This is a genomic window from Streptomyces sp. NPDC005262, assembly GCF_042872425.1.
Lineage (GTDB): Bacteria > Actinomycetota > Actinomycetes > Streptomycetales > Streptomycetaceae > Streptomyces.
Window position 1 is genome coordinate 68760 of record NZ_JBIAKK010000022.1, and the last position, 24450, is coordinate 93209.

Genomic DNA, 24450 nt, shown 5'->3' on the forward strand with positions numbered 1-24450 from the left:
GCTGTTCCGGTCGGGTCGGCGGAAACAGTACGCCGACGCAGTACCAGGGTCGGCAGATGGTGTAGCAAGTTCCTTCGGGGCCCTGGTGCCACATGGCACCAGGGCCCCTCCACGCGTTCCACAGAGAGGTGCAAGTGACAGCAGACGACTCGTTCGGCCGTCTCGACGACGACGACTACCCCGCCTACACCATGGGCCGGGCCGCCGAGATACTCGGCACCACTCAGAACTTCCTCCGCGCCATCGGCGACGCCCGCCTCATCACCCCGCTCCGCTCCGCGGGCGGCCACCGCCGATACTCCCGTTACCAACTGCGCATCGCCGCCCGAGCCCGCGAGCTCGTCGACCACGGCACCCCCATCGAAGCCGCCTGCCGCATCGTCATCCTCGAAGACCAGCTCGAAGAAGCCCAACGCATCAACGCCGAATACCGCCGCGCCGCCGAATCGACGAATCGACGAATCCATAGCCGCCCATGCGTATGCGTACCCGGACGCGGTCGAGCGGGCCCACGTCGTGACTAGCTTGACTCTGTCGGGACTCTTGGATTTTCGGGTGCGGCAGCATGGTCAACGGGCATGCTCGGGTAGTTCCGATGACCGATGCAGCTGTCGTGGTGCCCGTTGTCCCTCCGCCCCCGTTCCGGTGAGCAAGTCCCGCCTCTGACTGCGCAGGTCGCGCGGGCGAGCAACCCGAACGGCACGACGGCGATATGGGTGCGTGATCGGCTGGATGGGCTGTGGTGCGACGAGGACTTCGCTGACTGGTACCCACGTGACGAGCGTCCGGGTCTCTCGCCCGCTCAACTGGCCACCGTCTGTGTGCTGCAGTTCCTGCTCGGCCAGTCGGACCGGCAGGCTGCCGAGGCGGTCCGCTGCCGCATCGACTTCAAGTATGCGATGGCCATGGAGCTGGACGACCCCGGCTTCCACCACAGCGTGCTGGCCGACCTCCGCGACCGTCTGGCCGAAGGCGACCGTGCTGACCGTCTCCTCGACCTCGCGCTGGCCCGCCTCAAGGAGTACGGCCTGGTGCGGGAGCGCACCGCACAGCGCACCGACTCCACCCATGTCCTGGCCGCGGTGCGCGACCTGACCCGCCTGGAGCTGATCACCGAAGTGGTACGCGCCGTACTGGAAGAAGTCGCCGGCACCGCCCCTCACCTTCTGGACGAGCTGGTCGACGAGCAATGGGGACGCGCTACGGCCGACCGGTGCGCCTGGGCAAGAACCCCACCCAGCCCAAGACCAGGGTCCTCGCCACCGGAAACGATGCCATCCGGCTCCTGGAACACCTCTACCAGCACGGAGCAGACCGCGCGTTCAGCCCCCGCGGAAGGGGCGGGGCCGTGCTCTGTTGGGCAAGACGGAACTGGAGATCACTGCTGCGCGACGGCTGGTGACGAACAGCGGATCATGTCGCGGCCATCGCGGTGCTGGGTGATTTAGGTCCGGCCTGCTGGGGGCCAGCGGAGGGAAGCGCCCGATCGCTGAGCGGCGAGGTCCGCGCGTTGTCCAGTCGGTGGAGAGTGCTTTTGGCAAGTCGCCGACCTGCGCGTGGGGCATGGAGCGGCACACGTCGGTCTGGGTGACCACCTTGGTCCGGCCGGTCAAGCCGGAGCCGGCACGCTGCCTTCGGGGGTGTGCTCAGCGCTTGCCGCGTTCGGTCACCAGGTCCCGGGAACGTCGACCAGTCCGGTGCCGGGGTGCTCAGCGGCGCATTGCCTAGCAGGGTGACCGGAGCGGACGGGTGCGGTCGAGTGGCAGCCATCTTTTTGGCACGGCTCCGAGGAGGGGCCCGCCGTCCGTCCCGGTGCCGGGAGCAGCGCACAAGGGCATACTCGGAGATGCCCTTGAAAGATTGGAGGCTGCGATGATCGCCCTCGGTGTCATCCTGCTCGTGCTCGGATTCCTGTTCGGCATTTCCATCTTGTGGACCATCGGCGTGGTCCTCGTCGTGATTGGTGCGATCCTCTGGATCCTCGGTGCTGTCGGCCACTCGGTCGGCGGGCGGCGCCACTACTGGTGAAGGGCCGGACGCATAGCGCCGAGCTGCAGGGCGTGCCCGACGCGCGGACCGGCGCCATGTAGCCCCGGGGCTGGTGACTAGTTCCAGCGGCACGTTGACGAAGGCGGAAGTGTGATCGACCGGAGTCCTTTCTGCCGCGTGGTGGGCGTGGGGCCGGTTTAGTGACCACCGACGGGTGATCAACGGGGTGCGGACGGGTGTGCAGTGGGGGAGTGCGGCCATGGGAAACGGTCGATGAACGCCATCCCCGCTGGTCAGCTGGCGGAACGTGGAAGATGCTGCTGTTTCGCATCCAGGACCGAGGACGTCGCGGGCAGGATCGTCTGGAATTGTCGCTGGACTCGACAGCGATGGGCGCCCAGCACGCCGTCGGGCGCGGTTTCTGCAACCTCGGTTGATCCACGCTCAGTACGGAGCCGGCGCAGGCTCGTTATGCGCCGTACGGGCGGGGAACAGGTGACTGGGATAGGCGCAGGCGCACGAGGCGGGCCCCCGTCGCTGCGAAGCCAGGGGGCCCGACTCCTGGCTGAGGGCTTCGTACGAGCGTGCACGGAGGCCTCGTGGAGGCGTGGTCCAGTTTGCTATCGGGCAGATGAGCGAACAAGCAGGGTGTCAGGGTCATGTACGGCATGGCCGACGAAGGTGGGGCCGTGGCGGGAAGGATCGTGGGTGTGAGGCTGATCAGCGAATGCAGCGGGCGACGACAGGGCCGCGTTGGCCGACGGTGGCGGAACCCTTCCGGGACTCGCGTGCGGTGGCAGCCCTACGCCGGTGCCGCACTGGCGGTAGCCGCTGCGGCAACAGTGGGCGCTGCCGCGGTCGACGCGAACAGTGCCTGGTACCGGGGGCTGGCCACACCGCGATGGCAGCCGCCGCGCTGGGCCTTCGGTGCGGTCTGGCCACCCCTCCACGCGACTATCGCGTGGTCCGCGGGCCGTGCCTGGAGCCAGGCCGGCGAGCGAGAACGTACCGAGCTGGTGGCCGCGCTGACGGTGAACCTGTCGCTGCGTACGGCCTGGAGCTGGGCCTTCTTCGCAGCTCGTAGCCCCCGCGCTGGCTTGGTCAGCACTCTGCTCCTGGACGCCAGCAACCTCCATCTCATTCGCACCACGGCCCGCAGCGACCGACGTGCGGCTGCCGCGCTCCTGCCGTACGCGGCATGGTGCTTGTTCGCCACTGCCCTCAACGCCAGGATCGCGCGGCGTAACCCTCGCCCCTGATACCCGTCACGGCGGTCGCGATGGCTGCCACCCGCGCTGCCGGCATCGTCGTGAGCGATCACCGGTACTCCTCTTCGCCTTCCTCTTCTTCCTCTCCGACTCCTTCTTCGTCTTCGGAGTATTCGTCCTCTACGTCCTGGTTTTCGTCGGCGGCTTGTTGCTCTTCTTCGATGGCTTCCTCGTGGATGCGGACGACTTCGCCGTCGCGGATTTTGCCGCGCCAGCCTTCCGGTTCCTCGTCGGTCAGGGTGACGTATCGCTGGAAGTGCTTGAAATCCAGCCGTAGGCGGCGCCCCTGGGCGCGCCAGATGTTGCCAGTCTTCTCGAAGAAGCCGGAAGGGTAGTACTCGACGAGCAGGACGACGCGCGTCAGGGTGGGAGTCAGTTCGTGAAAACTGACACAGCCGCGCGTTGTGCCCTTGGCTCCCTCCGAGGTCCACGCGATGCGTTCGTCCGGGATCTGTTCCTGGACCGTGGCCTTCCAAGCGCGCGTAGAAGGCCCGACCTTGACCTTCCAGTCGCTCTGGGCGTCTTCCTTGCCTTTCGAAGCCCGAGGCGAAGAGGAAGACCACAGACAAGAAGGCCCCGCCGAAGGCAGCCCGCGTCGGCGACAACCCGCGGCCAGGGCCGGGCCAGGAGCGAGCTACGACAGTTGAGCAAGACGGAGCTGTACCAACGGGCCACCGAGCAGGACATCGCCGGCCGCTCCAAGATGAACCGGGAAGAGCTCATCGACGCGCTCGCCCCGGCTGGACACCGCCGCAACAAGAGCGCCGCTTGATCACCGATGCCACGCCCGCCCCTTCCGGGTTCGCGCAGGCGCTCCCGGTTGTGGCGTTTTAGGGTTCGGTCGTGGCAGACACCCTGGAAGAGCTGGTCGGCATGCGACGCGCGACGGAAGAGGCGCACGTCCGCGTCGTGGAACTGCGCGAGCGATTCGGGCCGCCGGCCACTGAGCCGTGGAGCGAGGCGCAGACGACGACCTACGAGACGGCATGGCGGGCTTGGCGTGATCTCGAGCGCGATCTGCAGGAAGCGATCACGCAGTACGCGAAAAATGAGGGCTTTGACCGCAACGCCATTGAGCGGGAACTGGGCAAGACCTGAGCACCTTGGGCTTGTGGCATCTTTGCCTTCCCTAAGCCGGATTATGCGACGGGGCGGCTGTGCCTGCCGCTTCCGCGCCGAGCAGCCGAGCCTCGACATGGCCACCGGTGATACGGGTGTCGAAGACGGGCTGAGGGGCGGTCGCGGGTCCGCTCACATTCCATCCGTCCTGGAGGCGGAAGACGCTGCCGTGCCAGGGACAGCGGACGCAGCCGTCGTCGATCGCCCCCTGGGACAGGGGGCCACCCATGTGACTGCACGAGTCGGCCAAAATGTGGACACGGTTGCCGCTCTCGCGCACGACTAGGACGGCCACATCGTCGACGTGCCGCCGGACCGCTCTGCCGACAGGGAAGTCGGCGACCTCCCCGATATCGTGCCACCCCGGCTTCACCAACTCCGGCACCACCTCGGCGTGATTGGCGCCAGAAGCCTGCCGGTAGGCCAGGTGACCGCCGATCGCCCCGCCGAGACCGACAACCGCCAAGCCGGCGAACCCGAGCGCCTTGCCCAGCGCGGTGCGCCCCCGTACTCGAGCAGTGATAGATCCCGCGTAGAGCCCCACTCCCGTGGCGTTCGCGGCCGCGTGCACCAGCCCTACCCGCATCTGCCGGTGCTGCAGCTCCGCCCAGTCGGCCCAGCCCGCCGCGGCCGCCGGAACGGCGGCCGCAAGCCCGACGCCGATCAACGTGCTCGCTGCCCGTTGCTGTCCCGGGAGCAGGTCGAGCACGGCCGCCGAGAACCAGGTGCCGATCGGCAAGTGCACCATCAGAGGGTGAACGGGATGGCCCAGCCAGCGGCCGTGCAGCACGTCCCTCGCGCGGCCGAGGGGAACCGCTCGAACCGTGCTGCGGAGGTGCTCGACGAGGCCGTCCAGGGCGGCAGCGTGCTCCAGCCGGTCCATACCCTGGATGATCCTGCCGGGGCCCGAGGCCGACGGCAGTACGCGTTTCAGCGCCCGCCGCGTAGCTCCAGCAGCAGGGACACGGTCGTCGAGATCCGGCGATTCAGTCATGGACAACAGATAACCTTGCGGCGCACTAAGAAACGACCTGACAGCCGCCATCTGCTCGAATGGTGGTCCGGGGGCGCCGGAGCGGCGGCCCGGCCCGGCCGTCACAGTACGCGGCTCACCGCCGTGGAGGCGTGTGGCACCGGGCGACGACGGTGCTCGCGTCGTACGCTGCTTGAAAGTCGAACGCGGGCGGCCGCGCCCACCCTGCCGTGCGTCATTCCCCGCGCCTAATGAGCCGGGCCAAGGCGACCGCAGCAGGGGTCGTCGCAGCAGCTACGGCACCGACCACCGTGTGATGGCGCGAGGCCCACGCCTGCGGGCCGCGCTCGTGCGCCTGCGCATCGAAGCGGCCGGGTGCGCCGAAGTCGTGGCCCTGGGGCTACTGGCCGCGGGTGCCCAGAGATTGGCCGGGCGCTGGAATCGCGCTCTTCGGTGGACTGCTGGGAACCGAAACCGGTCCTGGCCAGGTAGCGGTCGAGCAGACCGGGGGCGACCGCGTTGGCCATCAGAGTCGCGGTTGTGCTCGCCCCCACCCAGTACTCTCGGCGCCGCGAGTGGTCTGCGGCGTACACGATGGCACGCGCGGCGACTCGACCGGCCGGGTGAGGGCATCGCCGCCCACCCGCTGCTGCTCGGCTGCGGGGTTGGGCGAGGTGATGTCGAAGTGCGTGCGGTTCTTGCCCGACTTGGGTTTGTTGGTCTGCTGGAAGCCCAGGCATAGGCCGTTCTCTCGCTGAAGCCATGCATAGGGGCCCCGCGGCCCACGACCGGCCTTCCGAACAGCTCGGACCAGAACACAGCGAGTCACTCGAGGTCGGTGGCATCGACGATGAGGGCATTGACCTGCATAGGGGAGTGCGCCATGCCCCCGATCCTCTCGGAGGGCGCAAGGCCGCCCATCGAGCGCTCGGGCCCCCGGCCACTGAGCCGTGGAGCGAGGCGCAGACCGCGGACTACGGGACGGTATGGCGCGCTTGGCGAGATCTCGAGCGCGATCTTTCCGAACCGCCGCTGCTCCTCGTCGTGTCGGCCCCAGTCCCGGTTCTGGGAGGCGAGCCAGCGTCGCGGTTTGCGTACCGCCGGATGGCCCAAATGGGGTTTGAGTCAGGGGGACGTGGGCTGGTTGAGTGCATGAGTCGTCCGGACCACGGAACCCTCACCCACCCGCGGCCGGACGACGAATCCGCCCCCACACTCGGGAGGGGGCGGACTCAAGCTGGGTTAGAACTCGCCCCCGAGCACTACGCCCCCCTGCCTGGGCCACGGCTACGGCCGGGGCAGGGGGAGCGTGGTGACCGATGTGCCGCTCTCGGTCGAACTTGGCCCGTGATCTCATCCCTGCCACGGGTCCAATCGGGCAGCCCTGCGAGGCGTTCCTCGATCTCCGTTGACTCATGCCCATTCATGGCTGTCCTCCGATGGCCCGGGTGTCGGCCTTCGACGTCCGTTGGATTCAGCCGACGAGGCGGGGGTGCGCGGCTGTGGTGTGGACGCCGAGGCGAGTGAGCAGCAGTCCTTCTCGGGTGGACCAGGGGCAGATCTCGACGGTCTTGGCTCCGCAGGCTTCCATGAGGGCTTGTGCGATTAGGGCTCCGGCCAGGGACTGTTCGGCGCGGTGGGCGGAGATGCCCGGCAGTTTGGAACGGCGGGACGGTCCTGCGGCGGCCAGCAGGGAGACTGACGTGCGCAGCTGGGGTAGCGCGAGCTGCCGTCCGGCTCGCGGTGTCTTGCCCTGAGCGGCGGCGAGCCGGGCGAGCTGTTCGAAGGTCTTGGAGCAGGCCAGCACCCGCCCGCCCGGTTCGGCCTGCGGCAGGCCGGGGACGGCTTCCAGGAACTGGCTGAGGTGCTGCCGCACTTCAGCCAGTCGGCGTGGGGACGGTCTGGTGCCGCCGGGGAGCCAGTCCCGGGTGATCCTGCGGGCGCCCAGCGGCAGCGAGTAGACGACGCGGGGCCGGCTTCCGGTGCCGGCAGCGATCTCTACCGTACCGCCGCCGATATCCAGTACCAGCAGCTGCCCGGCCATCGAGCCTGCCCACTGGCGGGCGGCCAGGTAGGCCAGCCGCGCCTCCTCCTCGCCGGTCAGCACGCGAAGGCGGGTGCCGGTGGTGCGTGCCACACGCGCGATGATCTCGTCGCGGTTGGGCGCGTCCCGGATGACGGAGGTCGCGAACGCGAACACTTCCGGTCCCCGCAGGCACGGGTCCGCGGCGACGGCCTCGGCCACTGCCCGTTCGACGCTCTTCACGCCGGCCTTGTCCAGCCGTCCCTTGCGGTCGAGGGCCTCGTGCAGTCTCAGCCGCACCTTGCGGGAGAACACCGGTTCCAGCACCGTACCCGGGCGCCGTCGCACCACCGTCAGCAACGCACTGTGGCACCCAACATCGAGCACACCTGCCTGCCGCATCCCATCGCCTCCTTGGCCCGCTCACGACTGGACCGGATTCTTCCCTGATCCTCCGACAGCCCCGACGACGGCGCGACGGGGATTCCAGCGCCCCGCGTGACCCTATCGTCACCATCTGAGCACCCTCCGCCCCGGCCCACAGGGGAGAGCTGCGGACGATTTCCCACCGAACGATGGACTGATTGAAGGTCTCGGGTAGAGAGCAGTGGCGTCGATTCCTTCTTGTCGTGGGCGGACGCCTTCTTTGCCTTCGGGGCGGGTCCGGGCTACGACGGCGTTGCGGTGGCGGGGGCCTGGTCGCCCGCCGGGCCTCGGTTGTTGACGCCCCAGAGGGTGTCGTCGCCGACGGAGTAGCAGCCGTGGAAGTAGCGCACCCCGTGGGTGCGGTGGTAGGTGGCGGGCACCCCTTCGGCGGTTTCCCCGGCACTGGGGGAAACCGCCTGCCGTGCGGTCAGTGGTGCACCTGGAACGTGTAGCTGCCTGCTCCGACGCGGTAGCTCGCCGTGGAGTCGGTGCGGCTCACCAGTGTCGGGGTGCCTCTCTCGCCAGTGGCTCGGACGCTGCTCTTGCCAGAGATGGGAACGCGGACGTTGGCAGTGGTCCCGTCAGGAACGGTGATCTCCAGGGTCAGGTTGCCCTTGGAGTCCTTGTGCCAAGCGCTGGTGACAGCGCCCTGCGGAGTGTTATAGGCGCCCTGGGCGCGAGTCAGGGTGCCGACGACAGCGGGGGCGATGTCCACTTGGCTGTAGCCGACGGAACCCGGCGCCTGACGGATGCCTGCCAGGCCGCTGATGAGCCACGCGTCGACCTGGCCCAAAAAGTGGTGGTTCTGCGAGCCGGAACCGTCCAGGGACTCCGACAGAGTGGTGTGGCCGCTGTCGACAAGGTAGCCGTAGCCAGGCGAGGTGCGGTTGACGACCATGTCGTAGATGACGTCGTCACGCCCGCCCGCTTCCAGGGCGCGGAACAGCGGCCCGAGTGCAACCGAGCCCGTGGTGATGTGGTTATCAGCACGGCGCACCGAGGCGACGAGCCGGTCGACCACTTTGGCGCGGTCTGCTGCGGGGACGACTCCGGCGTCCAGGGCCATCGCGTTGGACGCCTCGCTGTCGCTGCCGTAGTAGACGCCGTCGGCGTCCTCGTGGCGGAAGCGGGCGTTGAACTCATTCGCGGTCTGAGCAGCGAGCGTCGCGTACTTGGCCCGGTCGGCCTTCTTGCCAAGCGCCCCGGCGATCTTCGACATGTCGTCCAGCGCCGTGTAGTAGCCAGCCAGGATGGCGAGCTGCATGGGGGTGGTGTTGTCGGTGGCGGACCAGTCTCCGAGTCCTGGGAAGTCGCCGTTGTTCGCTGCCTTGTTGGTTGCCTCGTAGTCCAGCCACTTGACCATGGCGTCGTAGGAGGCGTCCATGGTGTGGGTGTCGCCGTAGGTCTGGTAGAGCTTCCAGGGGATGCGGATGACCGCGCCGCCCCAGTTCACCTCATCGAGGAACTCGATGGTTCCCTGCGGATACTGGAGCTTCTGCGGCAGCACCCGGTGGTATTCGGGGGAGATGTTGGCAATGAGTCCGGGTGACTCGTCGCCCGGCTGGCGCTGGGCGGTGACCATGTTGCGGACCAGTTGAGGCTCGTACGCGGACAGGTCGTAGTCGGTGAGCAGGGCATCGATGTTGTGGAGGTTGTCTCCGGTGTAGGGGCCCTTCTCGCGGTCGGGGCAGTCGGTGAGGACCGACATCATGTTGCTCTGGATGGAGCGCAGCGTCATCGCGTGTATGTCATTGATGAGCTGGCTGGAGGAGTCGAAGGTGCTCGCCTGCGGGTTGTCGGCGTAGAGCACCTGCAGGGTGACGGTGTCCCGGGTGGGTGCTGTGGGCAGGCCGTCGACCTGGAGGTAGCGGAAGCCGCTGTAGGTGAATTTGGGGTGCCAGGTCTCGGTACCCTTGCCGGCCAAAGTGTACTGATAGGCGATCTTGTCGGCGGCGGTAGCGCCGGTCGATGAGGTGTCGAGGGTGCCGTCGGACTTGAGCTTCTCCGCCGGAGTCATGGTGATGGTGGTGCCTGCGGGTCCGGATACCTTGAGGGCCGGCCAGCCGGAGTGGTTCGCACCGAAGTCGAGAACGTAGGAGCCTTTGCCGGCCGGGGTGACCGACTGAGGGCGAATGCTCTCCTGAACAGTCACCGGCGGGCGCGGATCGGCGCGCAGGGGAGTGGTGTCGCGCGGCATGGTGGTCGCGGACAGCTGGGCGAGTGAGGCCTTCTGCCAGCCGGCGCCGGCGAGTTTGGCGGTCGCGGTAGGCGAGGTGCCCGCGCGGCGGGCGTCGTACTCCTCACCACTCCACCAGGAGGAGAAGGTGGTGGGCCCGAGTGCGGTGCGCCAGGTGGAGTCGCTGGAGATGGTCTGCCGGGTGCCGTCGGCGTAGGTGATCTCGAGCTGGGCAACTGCTTTCGGCTCACCGAAGACCGTGAACTGGTCGAGGCCCCCGCCGAAGGAGTAATGGCCCGCCGTCTTGACGCGTTGGTAGGGACCGCTGCCGGTCTCGATGCCCAGCACGTTGTCGCCGTGCCTGAGTTCGTCGGTGAGGTCGTAGGTGCGGTAGTCGACCTCCTCCGCGTAGCTCGTCTCGCCCGGTTCCAGCACCGCCTTGCTGACCGGCTTGCCGTTGATGCTGGCGGCGTACATGCCGAGACCGGACATGTACAGGCGCGCCTTGGCGACCGGACCACGCACGGGGAAGGCCTTGCCGAAGACGGGAAGCGGGGTCTCCGAGCCGTCAGACTGGGTGTAGTCGTAGGACGCGTTCTCGATCCAACGAGCGGACCAGTCCGACTGGTTGAGCAGCCCCAGCTCCCAGGTGGCGGGTGCGCTCCACTGCGAGGCGTGCCCCTGGGCGTCCCATACGCGCACCTGCCAGGCCACTGTCTCGCGGGACGCAAGTGGCTGGCCGGCGTAGCGGATGTTGCTGGACTGTGCGGAGCGGACCTTGCCGGAGTCCCAGAGATCAGCGCCGCCACGCTTCAGAGCTGCTGCGCTGTGAGCGACTCGGATCTGGTAGGCCTGCTGACCGGTGGGGAGGTGCGCACCCCTGTTGTCGAGCCGCCACTGCAGCGTGGGCGTCCGGTCATCGATGCCGACTGGATTGACCAGGTTGTCCGTACGCAGGTCGGTGACCTTCAGCTCGACGCTGCTGGCTCCGGTTGCCGACGCAGTGGTGATGCCGGATGCTGCGAGCCCCAGTGCGGCCGTGACCGCCAGCAGGCTTCTCGATCTCACTCGTGAACTTCCCTTCAGTGACATGGGCAGGTCTTTCCTCGGGCGTGCGCGTCGCAGTGCGCGCGGGGTCGGGGGTGTGGAGCGAATGTGGGCTCTGGGGGTGCGCATCGCTGGGGGCGCGGCGCACCCGCGGCATTCATTTGCAGGTGGCGACGATGTGGTGGCTTCGGGCGCCGACGGTCACGCTGACGTAGTCGTCGGACAGCTGCGCGCCGCTGCGGAGGCTGTGACCGTGCGCCCGCACCGTGGTGCCGTCGACGCCGACCGTCGAGTCGTCAATTTCCGGTACTGAGACCGTGCCGGTGGTACTCGTCGATCCGTCGACGTCGAGATCGGAGGGGGAGGGGTTGAAGGTCCGGTCGACTGAGATGACACCGTGCGGGGTTGGGACCGCGCCCCGGGACCACTTCAGGTCGCAAGGGTGCGGCTTCACGCTCCGGGCTGTGGCCATTGCGGTGACTGCGGTGGCGCGGGCGACCCTCCCGCGCCACGCGGGGGTCGAATGAGGCATGGCGATCTCCAGTGGGTCAAGGGGTCCGGGAAGAACAACGAGGGCCCGGCAGCATATGGATGAGGAGCGAACAGCACGGGTGCCAATCGCGCGTGCGGCTGACTGGTACGTTTCAAATCGCTGCCGAGAGGCTAGCCACGCCCCCACGTTCAATCAACGTTTCAACCACGATTCATCTGCGAAATCTCAGAATCGGTGCACCTATGCAGGGTCGGACCGCAAGCATTGAACGTTTCAAGGAGGGGTTGTGTTGGCCGACTCACGGCCGATCTGGCAGGTGGGCCGACGGGCTTTGGGCGGCAAGTGGAAGGAACGTCGGCGCCTTGGTGCCTCCCTGGGCCTCGTGCAGCCCATGCGGTGGCGGGCCTTGTATGGGTGGTGCAGCGCGCCGGTTTCTTGCGGTGCTGGCGCGGCCGGCCCTATCCGATGGAGCTTGGGTCCTCCGGGTCTGGCCAACTCCTAGCGCAACGGAGCGGGTAGCTCGCGGCCCCTCGTAATAACTGGCTCCCGACCGTCTCCTGATCACACGTCAGTGTCGGCTGTCGCCCGCCTGACACCCTGCAGCATCCCACGGGCAGTTGGCTCGACCACGAACTGCGAGCAGGGATTACGGGACAGCCCTTAGCCCAGCCTTCGCCCATCGCGCTGTTTCGGACGCCTGCGTGCAATCCGTGAAATGCGATGAGTCCCGCCGGATTCCGGACCGGTAGTCACCAGGACAGCGTCGGTCGACGGTGAGCTGCTACCGGTGCGGGCCAAGACACATGGAACAGGTAGAAGCGGCACCCGGACGCTACGAGATCCCCGACTTCAGGTAGCCGTGATAGCCGTGACGACGCAGCAGTCATGCAGTACCTCATCCCCAGGCCCGCAGTTCGACAGCAAGCGCCCCGCGCTCGCGCGCTGAGCTATGAGGAGGAGGGCCGGCGTAACTGTTCCGGCCCTCCTCCTCCTCATAGAGCGGTCGATGCCGATGAGGGTGTCAGTCGACTACCAGGATCACTTCCAGGGTCCGGGGGCCGTGTACGCCCTCGACCCGGTCGAGTTCGATGTCGCTGGTGGCGGACGGGCCGGAGATCCAGGTCAGCGGGCGGGTGGGGTCGAGGCGTGGCAGGGCCTGCGGCACGGACGCGACGATCTGGTCGGATGCGCGTACGACGCAGATATGCAGGTCGGGGACGAGGGTGAGGGCGCGGCGGCCCTGCCCGGGGCCGGCGTCGAGGACGATGGTGCCGGTCTCGGCGACGGCGAGGGCGCAGCCCGTGACCACGGCGTCGGTCGCGTCGAGTTCGTACGGTGTCAGCGAGCCCCCGGCAGCATGGTCCGGGTGTTGCTTGGCGTCCGTGGAGGCCAGCCAAGAGGCGGGGAGGCCCGGGGGGATGGCAACGCTCTGCGCGCCGTGTTCCGCGAGCAGTCGGCCGATCAGGGCCTGGAGTTCGTCCTCGGTGGTGCGGTGGACGACGGCCCGGTAGTCGGCGAGGTTCTCGTGAAGGAGATCGAGGACCGCGGCCGGGTCGTCGGGGGTGTGGCTGGTGAGGTAGTCGCGGGTGATCTCGGGAGTCTCGGCTGCGATGGAGACATCGGTGAGCGCCCCGCGCACCCGGGCGAGGATGCGGTCGCGGGAGGATGGCTGTGGTGTCATGAGCGGTTCTTCTTCCACCAGTCGCGGAACGGTTCGGCGGGCATGTCAGGCAGGTCGCGACTGGCGGTCCACTGGCGGGCGCCGGGGCCCGGGAGCCGCTTGGGGTGCAGCTTGCGTGTCCCGGAGGCGAGGCGTTCGCCCGCAGTGAGAGCGGCCGGGCGATCCAGGATCCAGCCCGCGGCCTTGATCGCGGCCTTCTCAAGACGGTGCCCCGGGCCACCGTGATCCGCGACCTTCTCCCGCAGGTGGACCAGGACCTCAGGGATGTCGATGGCTACTGGGCACACCTCGTAGCACGCGCCGCACAGCGACGAGGCATAGGGGAGCGAGGCGTCGATCTCGCTTTGAGTGCCCCGGAGTTGAGGAGTGAGTATCGCGCCGATCGGACCCGGGTAGACGGAGCCGTACGCGTGGCCGCCTGCCCGCTCGTACACGGGGCACACGTTGAGACACGCCGAGCAGCGGATACAGCGCAGGGCCTGGCGCCCGACCTCGTCGGCGAGGGTGTCGGTGCGGCCGTTGTCGAGCAGGACCAGGTGGAAGGCCTTCGGGCCGTCGGCGTCGGTAGTACCCGTCCACATGGACGTGTACGGGTTCATGCGCTCGGCCGTCGAGGAGCGGGGGAGCGTCTGGACGAAGACCTCCAGGTCCTGCCAGGTCGGCACGATCTTCTCAATGCCGACGACCGAGATGAGGGTCTCGGGCAGCGTCAGGCACATTCGGCCGTTCCCCTCCGACTCCACGACCACGAGCGTTCCGGTCTCGGCGACCATGAAGTTCGCGCCAGAGATGCCGACCTTCGCGCGCAGGAACTTTTCGCGCAGATGGAGCCTGGCGGCCTCGGCCAGCTCGGCTGGGGAGTCTGTCAGCCCTTCGGGTGCCGGACGACCCCACTCGCTCATCTCGCGCGTGAAGATCTCACGGATCTCACCGCGATTGCGGTGGATGGCCGGGACCAGGATGTGAGAGGGACGATCCTCACCGAGCTGCACGATGAGTTCGGCGAGGTCTGTCTCGTAGGCCGCGATGCCCTCGGCCTCCAGGGCCTCGTTGAGGCCGATCTCCTGGGTGGCCATCGACTTGACCTTCACGACCTCCGTCTCCCCGGTCGCCTTGACCAGTTCGGCGATGATCCGGTTGGCCTCGACCGAGTCAGCCGCCCAGTGCACTGTTCCGCCTGCCGCCGTTACTGACTCCTCCAACTGCACGAGATACTGATCGAGATGACGCAGCGTATGGTCCTTGATCTGCTTTCCGGCCTCGCGAAGCTGCTCCCAGTCGGCAAGCTCGGCCACTGCCACCGCGCGCTTGTCGCGGATCGTGTGCGTGGCTTTCCGCAGATTGTCGCGCAGGGTGGAGTCGCGTACGGCGTCGTGCGCCGCCCTGGGAAACGCAGGCATTCCGACGAAGGTTCCGCTCATGCCAGTGGCTCCTCTTCCGTGCTCGCGAGAATCTCTGCGAGGTGCAGCGCGCGCTGCGGGGCGTCCTGGCGGCGCAGCATGCCGCCGATGTGCATCAGGCAGGAGTTGTCGGCGCCGCACAGCACTTCGGCACCGGTGGAGACGGCGTTGCGCACCTTGTCCGCGCCCATCACCGCCGACACGTCCGGGTTCTTCACAGCGAACGTGCCGCCGAATCCGCAGCATTCCTCCGCTCCGGGGAGCTCGACCAGCTCCAGGCCCTTGACTGACTCGAGAAGCCGGCGCGGCCGGTCGCCCAGGCCCAGCATTCGCAGCCCGTGGCAGGACGGGTGGTACGTGACGCGGTGAGGGAAGTACGCCCCGACATTGATCACGCCCAGGACATCGACCAGGAACTCGGTGAACTCGTACGTCCTGGGGACCAGCGACGAGGCCGCGTCCGCCAGCGCCTCGCCGCGCCCCTCGGCCGCCGCCCTGGCCCCGATCCGGGGGTAGTTGTCGCGCACCATGGCGACACAGGAACCGGAGGGGGTGACTACGTAGTCGTAACCCTCGAAGGCGCGGGCCGTGCGTCGCACCAGCGGTTCGGTTTCGCGGCGGTAGCCGGTGTTGAACTGGGGCTGCCCGCAGCAGGTCTGAGATGCGGGGAAGTCCACCTGCACGCCGAGGCGTTCGAGGACCTTGACGGTGGCGATCGCCGTCGACGGGTAGACCGCGTCGTTGACGCAGGTGGCGAAGAGCGCGACGCGCATCACGAGTTCCTTCGGGCGGTGTCAAGGTGGCCGAGGTTGGGGTCGAGGTCGAGCCGGGCGGCGGCCGCGTCCCAGGCTGCCGTGTCACCACGGGGACGGTAATGCCGCAGGTGCTGGGTGGAGGCGACGAGGCTGCGCATCGCCGGCAGATCTCCCACCAGTCCGGCCGCTCTGGCCTGGACGAGGATGTTGCCGAGCGCGGTGGCCTCGGTGGGGCCGGCGATGACGGGCAGCCCGGCGGCGTCGGCAGTGAGCTGGCAGAGCAGATCGTTGCGCGAGCCTCCTCCGACGAGGTGGATACGGGTGATGTCCCGGCCGGCGAGTTCGGCGGCCTGACGCAGGGTGCGCCGGTGGGCCAGGGCCAGGCTCTCCAGAATGCAGCGGACCACGGCGCCCTGACTGGCGGGGACCGGCTGGCCGGTGCGGCGGCAGTACTCCTGAATACGGTCGGGCATGTCACCGGGAGCCAGGAACTCGGGGGCGTCCGGGTCGATGACCGCAGCGAACGGCGTGGCGCGGGCGGCATCGGCGAGCAGCGTGGGGATGTGCGTGGGCAGCCCTTGCTTGTCCCAGGTGCGTCGGCATTCCTCGAACAGCCACATGCCCATGATGTTGCGCAGGTAGCGGATGGTGCCGTCGATGCCGCGCTCGTTGGTGAAGTTGGCGGCCCGAGATGCCTCCGTCAGGACTGGCGCGTCCAGTTCGAGACCGGCCAGTGACCAGGTGCCGCAGGAGATGTAGGCGAAGTGCGGTTCGGTGGCCGGGACGGCGACGACGGCGGACGCGGTGTCGTGCGAGGCGACGGTGGTCACAGCGGTGCGGGTGTCCAGACCGGCGTAGGCGGCGACATGTGGCAGAAGCGTCCCGGCCGAGTCGCCCGGGGCACGCAGCGGCGGCAGCAGACCGGGGTTGATTGCGAGCGGGCCGAGGATGTCGTTGGACCAGCTACCGGTGCGGGCATCGAAGAGACCGGTGGTGGAGGCATTGGTCTCCTCGGCACCGATGGATCCGGTCAGCCAGTGGATGAGCAGGTCGGGGATGAGGAGCAGGGTGCGGGCGGCGCCCAGTTGGGCGCTCGTGGCGGCGGAGGCGAGCTGGAAGACGGTGTTGAACGGCAGGTGCTGCAGTCCCGTGATCCGGTACAGCTCCTGGGGGCCGACCGTGGCCCACACGCGCTCGGCGGCGCCGTCGGTTCGGCTGTCGCGGTAGTGGTGGGGAAAGCCGAGCAGCGCGCCGTCGGCGTCGAGGAGCCCGTAGTCCACGGCCCAGGTGTCCACACCGATGGAGGTGACGCCGCCGGAGCGGGCGGCCTCCCGCAGCCCGTCGAGGACTCCCTGGAAGAGGGCGAGGACGTCCCAGCGCAGTCCGTCGGGCAGGCGCACGGGGGTGTTGGGGAATCGGTGGACCTCGGTGAGGTCGAGGTTGTCCGGGCCGACCCGGCCGAGGATCACGCGTCCGCTGGTGGCGCCGAGGTCGACCGCGGCGAACGCGGAGCGAAAGGCCGATGACGGCGGTGTCGTGGTCACGTGGGGGTACCTCCGCGGCGAGCGGCTGCTCGGGGAACGAGTAAGAGGAAAGGAAGCGGGCTGTCGGCGAAGACACCGTCTGAGGGCGAGGGGCGGGCGCCCTTACGGCACTCCGCCGCCGGCCCGCTGGGGTGCACCTGGGGCCGCTGCACTGACGCAGCGGCCCCAGGTGCGGTCGGTGGCGCGTGTGTCAGCGCAGGAATGCGGCGGCGACGCCCGCATCCACGGGGATGTGCAGGCCCGTGGTGTGGGTGAGGTCGCCGCCGGTGAGGGCGAACACCGCGCCCGCGACGTGCTCCGGCAGGACTTCACGCTTGAGGAGGGTGCGCTGGGCGTAGAACTCGCCGAGCTTCTCCTCCTCGATGCCGTACGTCGCGGCGCGCTGAGCGCCCCAGCCCGCGGCGAAGATGCCCGAGCCCCGGACGACACCGTCGGGGTTGACGCCGTTGACGCGGATCCCGTGCTCGCCGAGCTCGGCGGCCAGCAGCCGGACCTGGTGTGCCTGGTCGGCCTTGGTGGCGGAGTAGGCGATGTTGTTCGGGCCGGCGAAGACCGCGTTCTTGGAGGCGATGTAGATGATGTCGCCGCCGAGCCTCTGCTCGATCATGACCCGGGCGGCCTCGCGCGAGACGAGGAACGAACCTCGGGCCATGATGTCGTGCTGGAGGTCCCAGTCCTTGGCCGTGGTTTCCAGGAGCGGCTTGGAGATGGAGATCCCAGCGTTGTTGATGACCAGGTCCACCCCGCCGAAGGCGAGTGCGGCGGCCTTGAACGCCTCGGCGATCTCGTCCTCTGAGGTGACGTTCACCGTGACGGCCACAGCCTTGTCGGGGCCCCCCAGCCCCTCGGCGACGGCGGCAGCGGTCTCGGCGTTGAGGTCGGCGACGACCACACAGGCGCCCTCGGCGACCAGTCGGTGCGCGATGGCCTTGCCGATGCCGCTTCCCGCGCCCGTGACGAGCGCGATGCGGGTGGCGAGGGGCTTCGGCTTGGGCATCCGCTGAAGCTTGGCCTCCTCGAGCGCCCAGTACTCGATGCGGAACTTCTCCGACTCCTCGATGGGCGCGTAGGTGGAGACGGCCTCGGCGCCGCGCATGACGTTGATGGCGTTGAGGTAGAACTCCCCAGCTACCCGCGCGGTCTGCTTGTCCTTGCCGAAGGAGAACATGCCCACGCCCGGGACGAGCACAATGGCCGGGTCCGCGCCGCGCAGGGCAGGGGAGTCGGGGGTGGCGTGCCGCTCGTAGTAGGCGCGGTACTCGGCGCGGTACTCCTGGTGCAGCTCCTTGAGCCGCACGATCGCCTCGTCCAGCGGGGCGGTGGCGGGCAGGTCCAGGACCAGCGGGCGCACCTTCGTACGAAGGAAGTGGTCGGGGCAGGACGTGCCGAGTGCCGCAAGCCGCGGGTGCTCGGCACGGGATACGAAGTCCAGTACGGTCTCGGCGTCGTCGAAGTGTCCGACCTGCGGGCGGTCCTGGGAGGCCAGGCCGCGGATCACGGGGGCCAGGGCAGCCGCCCTCTCCCGCCGCTCGGCGTCGCCCAGCGGCTCGTACCCCGCGAGCACCGGACCGAAGGGCTCGGCCTTGCCCTTGTCCGCGAGGTACTCCTCGGCGGAGCGGATGATGAACAGCGAGTTCGCCTCGCACTCCTCGGAGGTGTCGCCCCAGGCGGTGATGCCGTGGCCGCCGAGGATGCAGCCGACTGCCTGCGGGTTGGCCGCCTTGATCGCGGCGATGTCCAGGCCGAGCTGGAAGCCGGGACGGCGCCAGGGCACCCAGACCACCTTGTCGCCGAAACAATCGACGGTCAGCTTTTCACCGTCGGCGGCGCAGGCCAGTGCGATGCCCGAGTCCGGGTGCAGATGGTCCACGTGCGCGGCGTCCACCAGGCCGTGCATCGCGGTGTCGATGGAGGGGGCCGCACCGCCCCTGCCGTGCAGGCAGTAGTCGAAGGCTGCGACCATCTCGTCCTCGCGCTCCACCCCCGGATAGACGTCCTTGAGCGAGCGCAGCCGGTCCAGCCGGAGCGCCGCGAGGCCGGACTCGGTGAGCGTGCCGAGGTCGCCGCCCGACCCCTTGACCCACAGAAGCTCGACATCGCCGCCGGTGGCCGGGTCAGTCCCGGTCCCCTTCGCGGAGGTGTTGCCACCCGCGTAGTTGGTGTTGCGCGGGTCGGAGCCGAGCCGGCGGGAGCGTGTGATCAGCGCGGAGGCCGTGGTGTGCGTGGCGGAGGACATGACCGGATTCCTTCGGGATGTGTGAGGTGCGGTACTTCGTGGGGCGGTGGAGGTACGGGCAGGCCAGGGCTGCTAGGACTGCCAGGCTGCCGGAGAGCTCCTAGGCACCCCAGCCGGCCTGCTCGCCGCCGACACGGTCGGCGACGATCCGCTCCTGCCAGCCGGAGTTTCGGTAGGCGGCGACCGGGTTGGGGTCGAGACCCTGCTCCTCGCGGAGCTCGCGCAGGAGGGGGCGTACGTCGGTGTTGTAGGCGTCCATCAGCGTCTCGTTGGCGGCCAGCACGTCACCTGCTCGCTGGGCCGCGGTCAGCGCGTCGAGGTCGACGAGCAGGGCCTTGGCGGTGGACTCCTGGACGTTCATCACGGAGCGGATGACGGCCGGGATCTTTGCCTCGATGTTGTGGCACTGGTCCAGCATGAACGCCACGTTCGTTTCCGGCTTCAGGCCGCCGTTCTTGGCGACCTCGTGCATGATCCGGAACAGCTGGAAGGGGTCTGCGGAGCCGACCATCAGGTCGTCGTCCGCGTAGAAGCGCGAGTTGAAGTCGAAACCGCCGAGCTTCCCCTCACGCAGCAGCAGCGCGACGATGAACTCGATGTTGGTACCCGGCGCGTGATGTCCGGTGTCCACGACCACCTGCGCCTTCGGTCCCAGCTTGAGGCAGTGCGCGTACGACGTGCCCCAGTCCGGCACGTCCGTCGCGTAGAAGGCGGGTTCGAAGAACTTGTACTCAAGCAGCATCCGCTGCCCCTCACCGAGGCGCTCGTACACCTCGGCCAGCGCCTCGGCCAGCCGGTCCTGGCGGGCGACGATGTCATCCTGGCCGGGATAGTTGGTGCCGTCCGCGAACCAGAGCTTCAGATCCGTGGAACCGGTCGCGTCCATGATGTCGACGCACTCCAGCAGGTGGTCCACGGCCTTGCGGCGGACCTTCGCGTCCGGATGACACACGCTGCCCAGCTTGTAATCGTCGTCCTGGAATGTGTTGGAGTTGACCGCCCCCAGTTCCAGGGCCCGCTCCTTCGCGTACGTCGCCAGGGCCGCGTAGTCGTCGACCCGGTCCCAGGGGATGTGCAGCGACACCTTCGGTGCGACCCCGGTGAACTCCTGGACCTTGGCCGCGTCGTCGAGCTTCTCGTACGGCGTTCGTGGCACACCGGCCTGCGCGAACACCTTGAACCGGGTGCCGGAGTTGCCGTAGCCCCAGGACGGTGTCTCGATCCGCTGGTTGGCGAGTGCGGCCTTCACCGCAGCGATGTCAGGCATGTCCACCTCGGGGGATGCGTGGGCGGCCCGAGGAGGACCGCCGCCGAAAAACCATTCAATGAATCGATTCATCGCAGAAGCTAGCTGCCTGCAAGACGGCCGTCAAGGTTTTCCGGCAGCTGACCGGCGCGTTACCGGATCGTGTCATCGGGAAGATGTGGCCTGCACCCGCAGCCCTCACCTCTGCAGTTCAGGGTTGATCCCCGGCGTTTTCCGCAAGCTCAGCGGAATTTCGGGGCGTCCGGTTGAGAAGACCTCTTGACGCTTCCGGCGGGGCACGGCTAGCTTCCCGGCAACCCCACTGAAACATTTCATGTCGAGCGCTCTGCTCGGCACAAGCACGGGAGAACACCCATGACGCACCCCGAACCGGAGACGACTCCGGTGCTCGCGCTGGAGGGGGTGAGCAAGTCCTTCGGCGCCGTCCGGGCCCTGCGCGGCGTGTCGCTGCGGCTGTACGCCGGTGAGGCTCACGCCCTCGCCGGCGAGAACGGTGCAGGCAAGTCGACCCTGATCAAGACTCTCGCAGGTGTGTACCGCCCCGATACGGGCGCGGTCCTGCTCGACGGCAAGCCCGTCGACTTCCACGGCCCGGCAGGTGCCCGCGACGCCGGTGTTGCCGTGATCTACCAGGAGCCGACGCTCTTCCCTGATCTGTCCGTGGCGGAGAACATCTTCGTGGGTCGCCAGCCCCGCCGCTCCCTCGGTCGGGTGGATCACCCAGCGGTCAGGCGGGCCGCGGCCGATCTCTTCGGTCGCCTCGGCGTCGATCTCGACCCCGACCAGCCGGCGCGCGGCCTGTCGATCGCCGACCAGCAGCTGGTTGAGATCGCCAAGGCGCTCTCCTTCGACGCCCGCGTCCTGATCATGGACGAGCCGACGGCTGCGCTCACCGGCAGCGAGGTCGCCCGCTTGTTCGGCGTCGTCAAGACGCTGCGCGAGCAGGGCGCGGCGGTGCTGTTCATCTCGCACCGCCTGGAGGAGATCTTCGCGCTCTGCCAGCGCGTCACCACCTTGCGCGACGGTGCCTTGATCTCCAGCGAGCCCCTCGATGGCCTGACCGAGGACGACCTCGTGCGCCGCATGGTCGGCCGCGACCTGGACGAGCTGTACCCCAAGCAGGAAACCGAGCTTGGTGAAGTAGCCCTCAGCGTGCGCCGGTTGACCCGGGAGGGCGTCTTCACGGACGTCTCCTTCGAGGTCTGCCGTGGTGAGATCGTCGGCCTCGCGGGGCTGGTCGGAGCGGGACGCAGTGAGGTGGCCCGCGCGGTGTTCGGCGTCGACCGGTTCGACGGCGGCGAGGTCGAGGTCCTCGGCCGGAAGCTGCGATCAGGGGCGCCGAGTGTGGCGATGGCCGCGGGCCTCGCCCTCGTACCCGAGGACCGCCGTGCCCAGGGTCTGGTGATGGACATGTCCATCGAGCGGAACATCGGCCTCACCGGCTTCGCTACGACCACCCGAGCGGGGCTGATGAACCGCGGCGCCGAGCGCGATCGGGCGGTGGACTGGGCGGTCAAGCTCCAGGTCAAGTACGCCCGCCTCGCCGATGTCGTCGGCACGCTCTCCGGCGGCAACCAGCAGAAGGTCGTCCTCGCCAAGTGGCTGGCCACCGCCCCGCAGGTGCTGATTGTGGACGAGCCGACCCGCGGAATCGACGTCGGCACCAAGGCTGAGGTGCACCGCCTGCTGTCCTCGCTCGCCGCAGAGGGGGTGGCGGTGCTGATGATCTCCTCCGACCTCCCGGAGATCCTCGGCATGGCCGACCGGGTCCTGGTGATGCACGAAGGACGGCTGACCGCCGAGATCCCCCGGTCCGAGGCGACCGAGGAGACCGTGATGGCGGCGGCAACCGGCCGTGCCGACCGAGGAAGGAACGCGGCATGACCATGACTGCAGACCCGGCGCGGCACAAGCCCGCACCCCAGTCTGTCGCCTCGCGACGACTCGTCGACAAGGTGTTCAAGGCCCGCGAACTGGCCGTGGTCCTCGTTCTCGCCGTGATGCTCGGCGTGACTCAGCTGTCCAACACCGAGTTCCTGTCCGAGCAGGGCATCAAAGACCTGATGCTGAACGCGACCATCTTGGTCCTCGTCGCGGTCGGCCAGGCGGTGGTGGTGATCACCCGCAACGTGGACCTTTCGGTCGGCTCCGTCCTCGGTATCTCCGCCTTCGCCGCCGGCATCTACCTCCAGAACGGCGGCAACCCGCTCGTTGCGATCCTGCTCGCGACCGCCCTCGGCGCGCTCTTCGGGGTCCTCAACGGGGCCCTGGTGAGCCTGGGCAAGGTGCCTGCGCTCGTCGTCACCCTGGGCACGCTCTACATCGTCCGCGGCATCGACTCCATCTGGGTCGGCTCCCGGCAGATCACCGCCGACGCCCTGCCCAAGAGCTTCGTCGACTTCGGCCACGGCGGGATCTCAGTGCTGCCCTACCTGGCCCTGCTCGCTGTCGCCGTACTGGCCGCGGTCGCCTACTACCTGAGGAGCTACCACAGCGGACGCGACCTCTACGCGCTCGGCTCCAGCCCCGAGGCCGCCAGGCTCGCAGGCGTCCCGGTCAGGGCACGGATCATGACGGCGTATGTGCTCTGCGGCGCTCTCGCCGGCCTTGCCGGCGCTCTCTACCTCGCCCGCTTCGGCAACGTCGACTCCGCCACCGGCAACGGATTCGAACTCACCGTGGTCAGCGCCGTCGTCGTCGGCGGTGTCGCCTTCACCGGCGGCTCCGGCACGGTCTACGGTGCTGCCCTCGGCGCCCTTCTGCTCACCTCCATCAACAGCGTGCTCCCGGCCATCGGCGTCAGCTCCGTCTGGGTCACCGCGATCAACGGCTTCCTGCTGCTGCTCGCCATCGCCGTCGACCGGATCCTGGCCCTGCGGGTGGCCGCAGGGCTGCGCAAGAAGGCCGCACAGATGAGGAGCGCCCGCCATGCCTGACACGACCAAGACCCCGTCTCTCGCCACCCGGACCCCGGTCCTCGCCCGCCTCGGTGGAGCAGTCCGCTGGGACACCGCGGTCGGTGCCCTGCTTCTCACGCTCCTGGTCTGCTCGTTCTCCTTCGTCGACAACTTCGGCAACGCGCTGAACCTGTCGTTCCTGATCGGCAACACACTTCCGATCGCCCTGATCGCTCTGCCCATGACCATGCTTGTGGTCTCCGGCGAGGTCGACTTGTCCGTCGGTTCCACGGCGGGCCTGTCCGGAGCCGTGATGGGCGCGCTGTGGAACGCTGGTATGACGATCGAGACGATCATTCCTCTGTGCCTGCTGCTCGGCGTCGTCTGCGGTCTGATCAACGGATTGCTCGTGACCCGCCTCGGCCTGCCCTCGCTCGCCGTCACCATCGGCACCATGGCCGCCTACCGCGGCATCGCGCAGATCGTCCTGGGCTCCGACTCCGTCACCGACTTCCCCACCCAGTACCTCGACTTCGGCGCCGGCCGGATCGGTGACACCTTCATCCCGTACGCCGCTATCCCCTTCACTGTGCTGCTCGCTGTGGCCGTCGTGGTCCTGCATGCCACACCGATCGGCCGTTCCTTGTTTGCCACGGGTGCCAGTGAGGAGGCAGCCCGGTTCGCGGGCATCCGCGTCAAGCGGCTCAAGCTCTCCATGTTCGTGACCACCGGTGTGATCTCCGCGCTCACCGGCGTCTTCTGGGCCCTCCACTACGCCAGCGCCCGCTACGACAACGCCACTGGCCTCGAACTCTCCGTCATTGCGGCGGTGTTGCTCGGCGGCATTGACTTCGATGGTGGCAAGGGGACCCTGGGCGGCGCCATCGCTGGCGTGTTCCTGCTCGGCACCCTGCAGAACGTCATGAGCCTGGTCAACGTCTCCGCCCAGTCCCAGATTGTGGTCACTGGCGTCCTGCTGGTGATCTCCGTCCTCGCCCCGCGCGTCGGCCGCCAGGTTGCCCAGGCCCGGGCTCGCAGGAAATCCACGGCCACCTCACCATCGGCCGCCACCCCCTGACCCCTCTCGCACCCCACGCTGCACAGCATCACCGCGGGGTTGCGCGCCACCCCGCACCCTCTTCGTCACCGTTCGGGC

Annotated in this window: 19 protein-coding genes and 2 pseudogenes; 9 read left to right on the plus strand and 12 right to left on the minus strand. The window is 68.5% G+C overall.

The annotated features are described in order from the left end of the window. Nucleotides 1–134 precede the first annotated feature (134 nt). The 4 genes from ACFYP5_RS35260 (at nt 135) to ACFYP5_RS35275 (ending at nt 3248) form a co-directional block, all read left to right on the plus strand. Nucleotides 135–524, plus strand: coding sequence for a MerR family transcriptional regulator (locus ACFYP5_RS35260; RefSeq protein WP_389043394.1), 390 nt, complete (start codon nt 135–137; stop codon nt 522–524). A gap of 297 nt (nt 525–821) precedes the next feature. Further along, nucleotides 822–1448, plus strand: a complete 627-nt coding sequence (locus ACFYP5_RS35265) for a transposase (RefSeq protein ID WP_389043397.1) — start codon at nt 822–824, stop codon at nt 1446–1448. A gap of 424 nt (nt 1449–1872) precedes the next feature. After that, complete coding sequence (locus tag ACFYP5_RS35270; protein WP_319329897.1) at nt 1873–2028, plus strand: DUF6131 family protein; 156 nt, start codon at nt 1873–1875, stop codon at nt 2026–2028. Nucleotides 2029–2777: 749 nt separating this feature from the next. Further along, nucleotides 2778–3248, plus strand: a complete 471-nt coding sequence (locus tag ACFYP5_RS35275) for a TspO/MBR family protein (protein WP_389043399.1) — start codon at nt 2778–2780, stop codon at nt 3246–3248. Between the two features lie 58 nt (nt 3249–3306). Here ACFYP5_RS35275 and ACFYP5_RS35280 read toward each other — a convergent pair. Then, nucleotides 3307–3786: pseudogene (locus ACFYP5_RS35280) on the minus strand (SRPBCC family protein); the annotation flags it as partial. A 114-nt stretch (nt 3787–3900) separates the two neighbouring features. Between ACFYP5_RS35280 and ACFYP5_RS35285 the strand changes: the two are divergent. Beyond that, nucleotides 3901–4029 carry a hypothetical protein gene (locus ACFYP5_RS35285; protein ID WP_389043402.1) on the plus strand — a complete coding sequence of 43 codons (129 nt, stop codon included), beginning with the start codon at nt 3901–3903 and terminating at the stop codon, nt 4027–4029. Between the two features lie 71 nt (nt 4030–4100). Further along, nucleotides 4101–4355, plus strand: coding sequence for a hypothetical protein (locus ACFYP5_RS35290; RefSeq protein ID WP_389043404.1), 255 nt, complete (start codon nt 4101–4103; stop codon nt 4353–4355). 31 nt (nt 4356–4386) lie between these two features. Here ACFYP5_RS35290 and ACFYP5_RS35295 read toward each other — a convergent pair whose 3' ends face one another. The 11 genes and pseudogenes from ACFYP5_RS35295 to rhaI all read right to left on the minus strand — a co-directional run bounded on the left by ACFYP5_RS35295 (nt 4387) and on the right by rhaI (nt 20397). Beyond that, nucleotides 4387–5259 carry a Rieske 2Fe-2S domain-containing protein gene (locus tag ACFYP5_RS35295; RefSeq protein WP_389043454.1) on the minus strand — a complete coding sequence of 291 codons (873 nt, stop codon included), beginning with the start codon at nt 5257–5259 and terminating at the stop codon, nt 4387–4389. Between the two features lie 1564 nt (nt 5260–6823). Further along, on the minus strand, nt 6824–7774 hold the full coding sequence (locus tag ACFYP5_RS35300) for a Ppx/GppA phosphatase family protein (RefSeq protein WP_389043406.1): 951 nt from the start codon (nt 7772–7774) through the stop codon (nt 6824–6826). A gap of 311 nt (nt 7775–8085) precedes the next feature. Then, nucleotides 8086–8181, minus strand: a pseudogene (locus ACFYP5_RS35305) (IS630 family transposase); the annotation flags it as partial. Nucleotides 8182–8225: 44 nt separating this feature from the next. Continuing rightward, entirely contained in the window at nt 8226–11042 is a 2817-nt protein-coding gene (locus ACFYP5_RS35310; protein WP_389043409.1) for a family 78 glycoside hydrolase catalytic domain, read from the minus strand. A 136-nt stretch (nt 11043–11178) separates the two neighbouring features. Further along, nucleotides 11179–11553 carry an alpha-L-rhamnosidase C-terminal domain-containing protein gene (locus ACFYP5_RS35315; protein WP_389043412.1) on the minus strand — a complete coding sequence of 125 codons (375 nt, stop codon included), beginning with the start codon at nt 11551–11553 and terminating at the stop codon, nt 11179–11181. 982 nt (nt 11554–12535) lie between these two features. Continuing rightward, the gene (locus ACFYP5_RS35320) at nt 12536–13195 is read right to left on the minus strand and encodes a lactate utilization protein C (protein WP_389043413.1); all 660 of its coding nucleotides are present in this window, start codon (nt 13193–13195) and stop codon (nt 12536–12538) included. Then, nucleotides 13192–14616, minus strand: coding sequence for a LutB/LldF family L-lactate oxidation iron-sulfur protein (locus ACFYP5_RS35325; protein ID WP_389043416.1), 1425 nt, complete (start codon nt 14614–14616; stop codon nt 13192–13194). Before ACFYP5_RS35325 ends, ACFYP5_RS35320 begins: the two co-directional genes overlap by 4 nt. After that, nucleotides 14613–15368, minus strand: coding sequence for a (Fe-S)-binding protein (locus ACFYP5_RS35330; protein WP_389043419.1), 756 nt, complete (start codon nt 15366–15368; stop codon nt 14613–14615). Before ACFYP5_RS35330 ends, ACFYP5_RS35325 begins: the two co-directional genes overlap by 4 nt. Beyond that, nucleotides 15368–16894: a rhamnulokinase family protein gene (locus tag ACFYP5_RS35335; protein ID WP_389043422.1), complete on the minus strand. Its 1527-nt coding sequence runs from the start codon at nt 16892–16894 to the stop codon at nt 15368–15370. The genes ACFYP5_RS35330 and ACFYP5_RS35335 overlap by 1 nt, the downstream gene beginning before the upstream one ends. Before the next feature lie 190 nt (nt 16895–17084). After that, complete coding sequence (locus ACFYP5_RS35340; RefSeq protein WP_389043423.1) at nt 17085–19130, minus strand: bifunctional aldolase/short-chain dehydrogenase; 2046 nt, start codon at nt 19128–19130, stop codon at nt 17085–17087. A 100-nt stretch (nt 19131–19230) separates the two neighbouring features. After that, a complete protein-coding gene (rhaI, locus tag ACFYP5_RS35345) occupies nt 19231–20397 on the minus strand; it encodes an L-rhamnose isomerase (protein WP_355955039.1) in 1167 nt (388 codons plus the stop codon). Nucleotides 20398–20751: 354 nt separating this feature from the next. Between rhaI and ACFYP5_RS35350 the strand changes: the two genes are divergently transcribed. The 3 genes from ACFYP5_RS35350 to ACFYP5_RS35360 are packed head-to-tail and all read left to right on the plus strand — an operon-like array spanning nt 20752 to nt 24372. Further along, nucleotides 20752–22281, plus strand: coding sequence for a sugar ABC transporter ATP-binding protein (locus ACFYP5_RS35350; protein ID WP_389043425.1), 1530 nt, complete (start codon nt 20752–20754; stop codon nt 22279–22281). Further along, nucleotides 22278–23333: an ABC transporter permease gene (locus ACFYP5_RS35355; RefSeq protein WP_356394874.1), complete on the plus strand. Its 1056-nt coding sequence runs from the start codon at nt 22278–22280 to the stop codon at nt 23331–23333. Before ACFYP5_RS35350 ends, ACFYP5_RS35355 begins: the two co-directional genes overlap by 4 nt. Next, the gene (locus ACFYP5_RS35360) at nt 23326–24372 is read left to right on the plus strand and encodes an ABC transporter permease (RefSeq protein ID WP_389043427.1); all 1047 of its coding nucleotides are present in this window, start codon (nt 23326–23328) and stop codon (nt 24370–24372) included. The genes ACFYP5_RS35355 and ACFYP5_RS35360 overlap by 8 nt, the downstream gene beginning before the upstream one ends. The last annotated feature ends 78 nt before the right edge of the window (nt 24373–24450 follow it).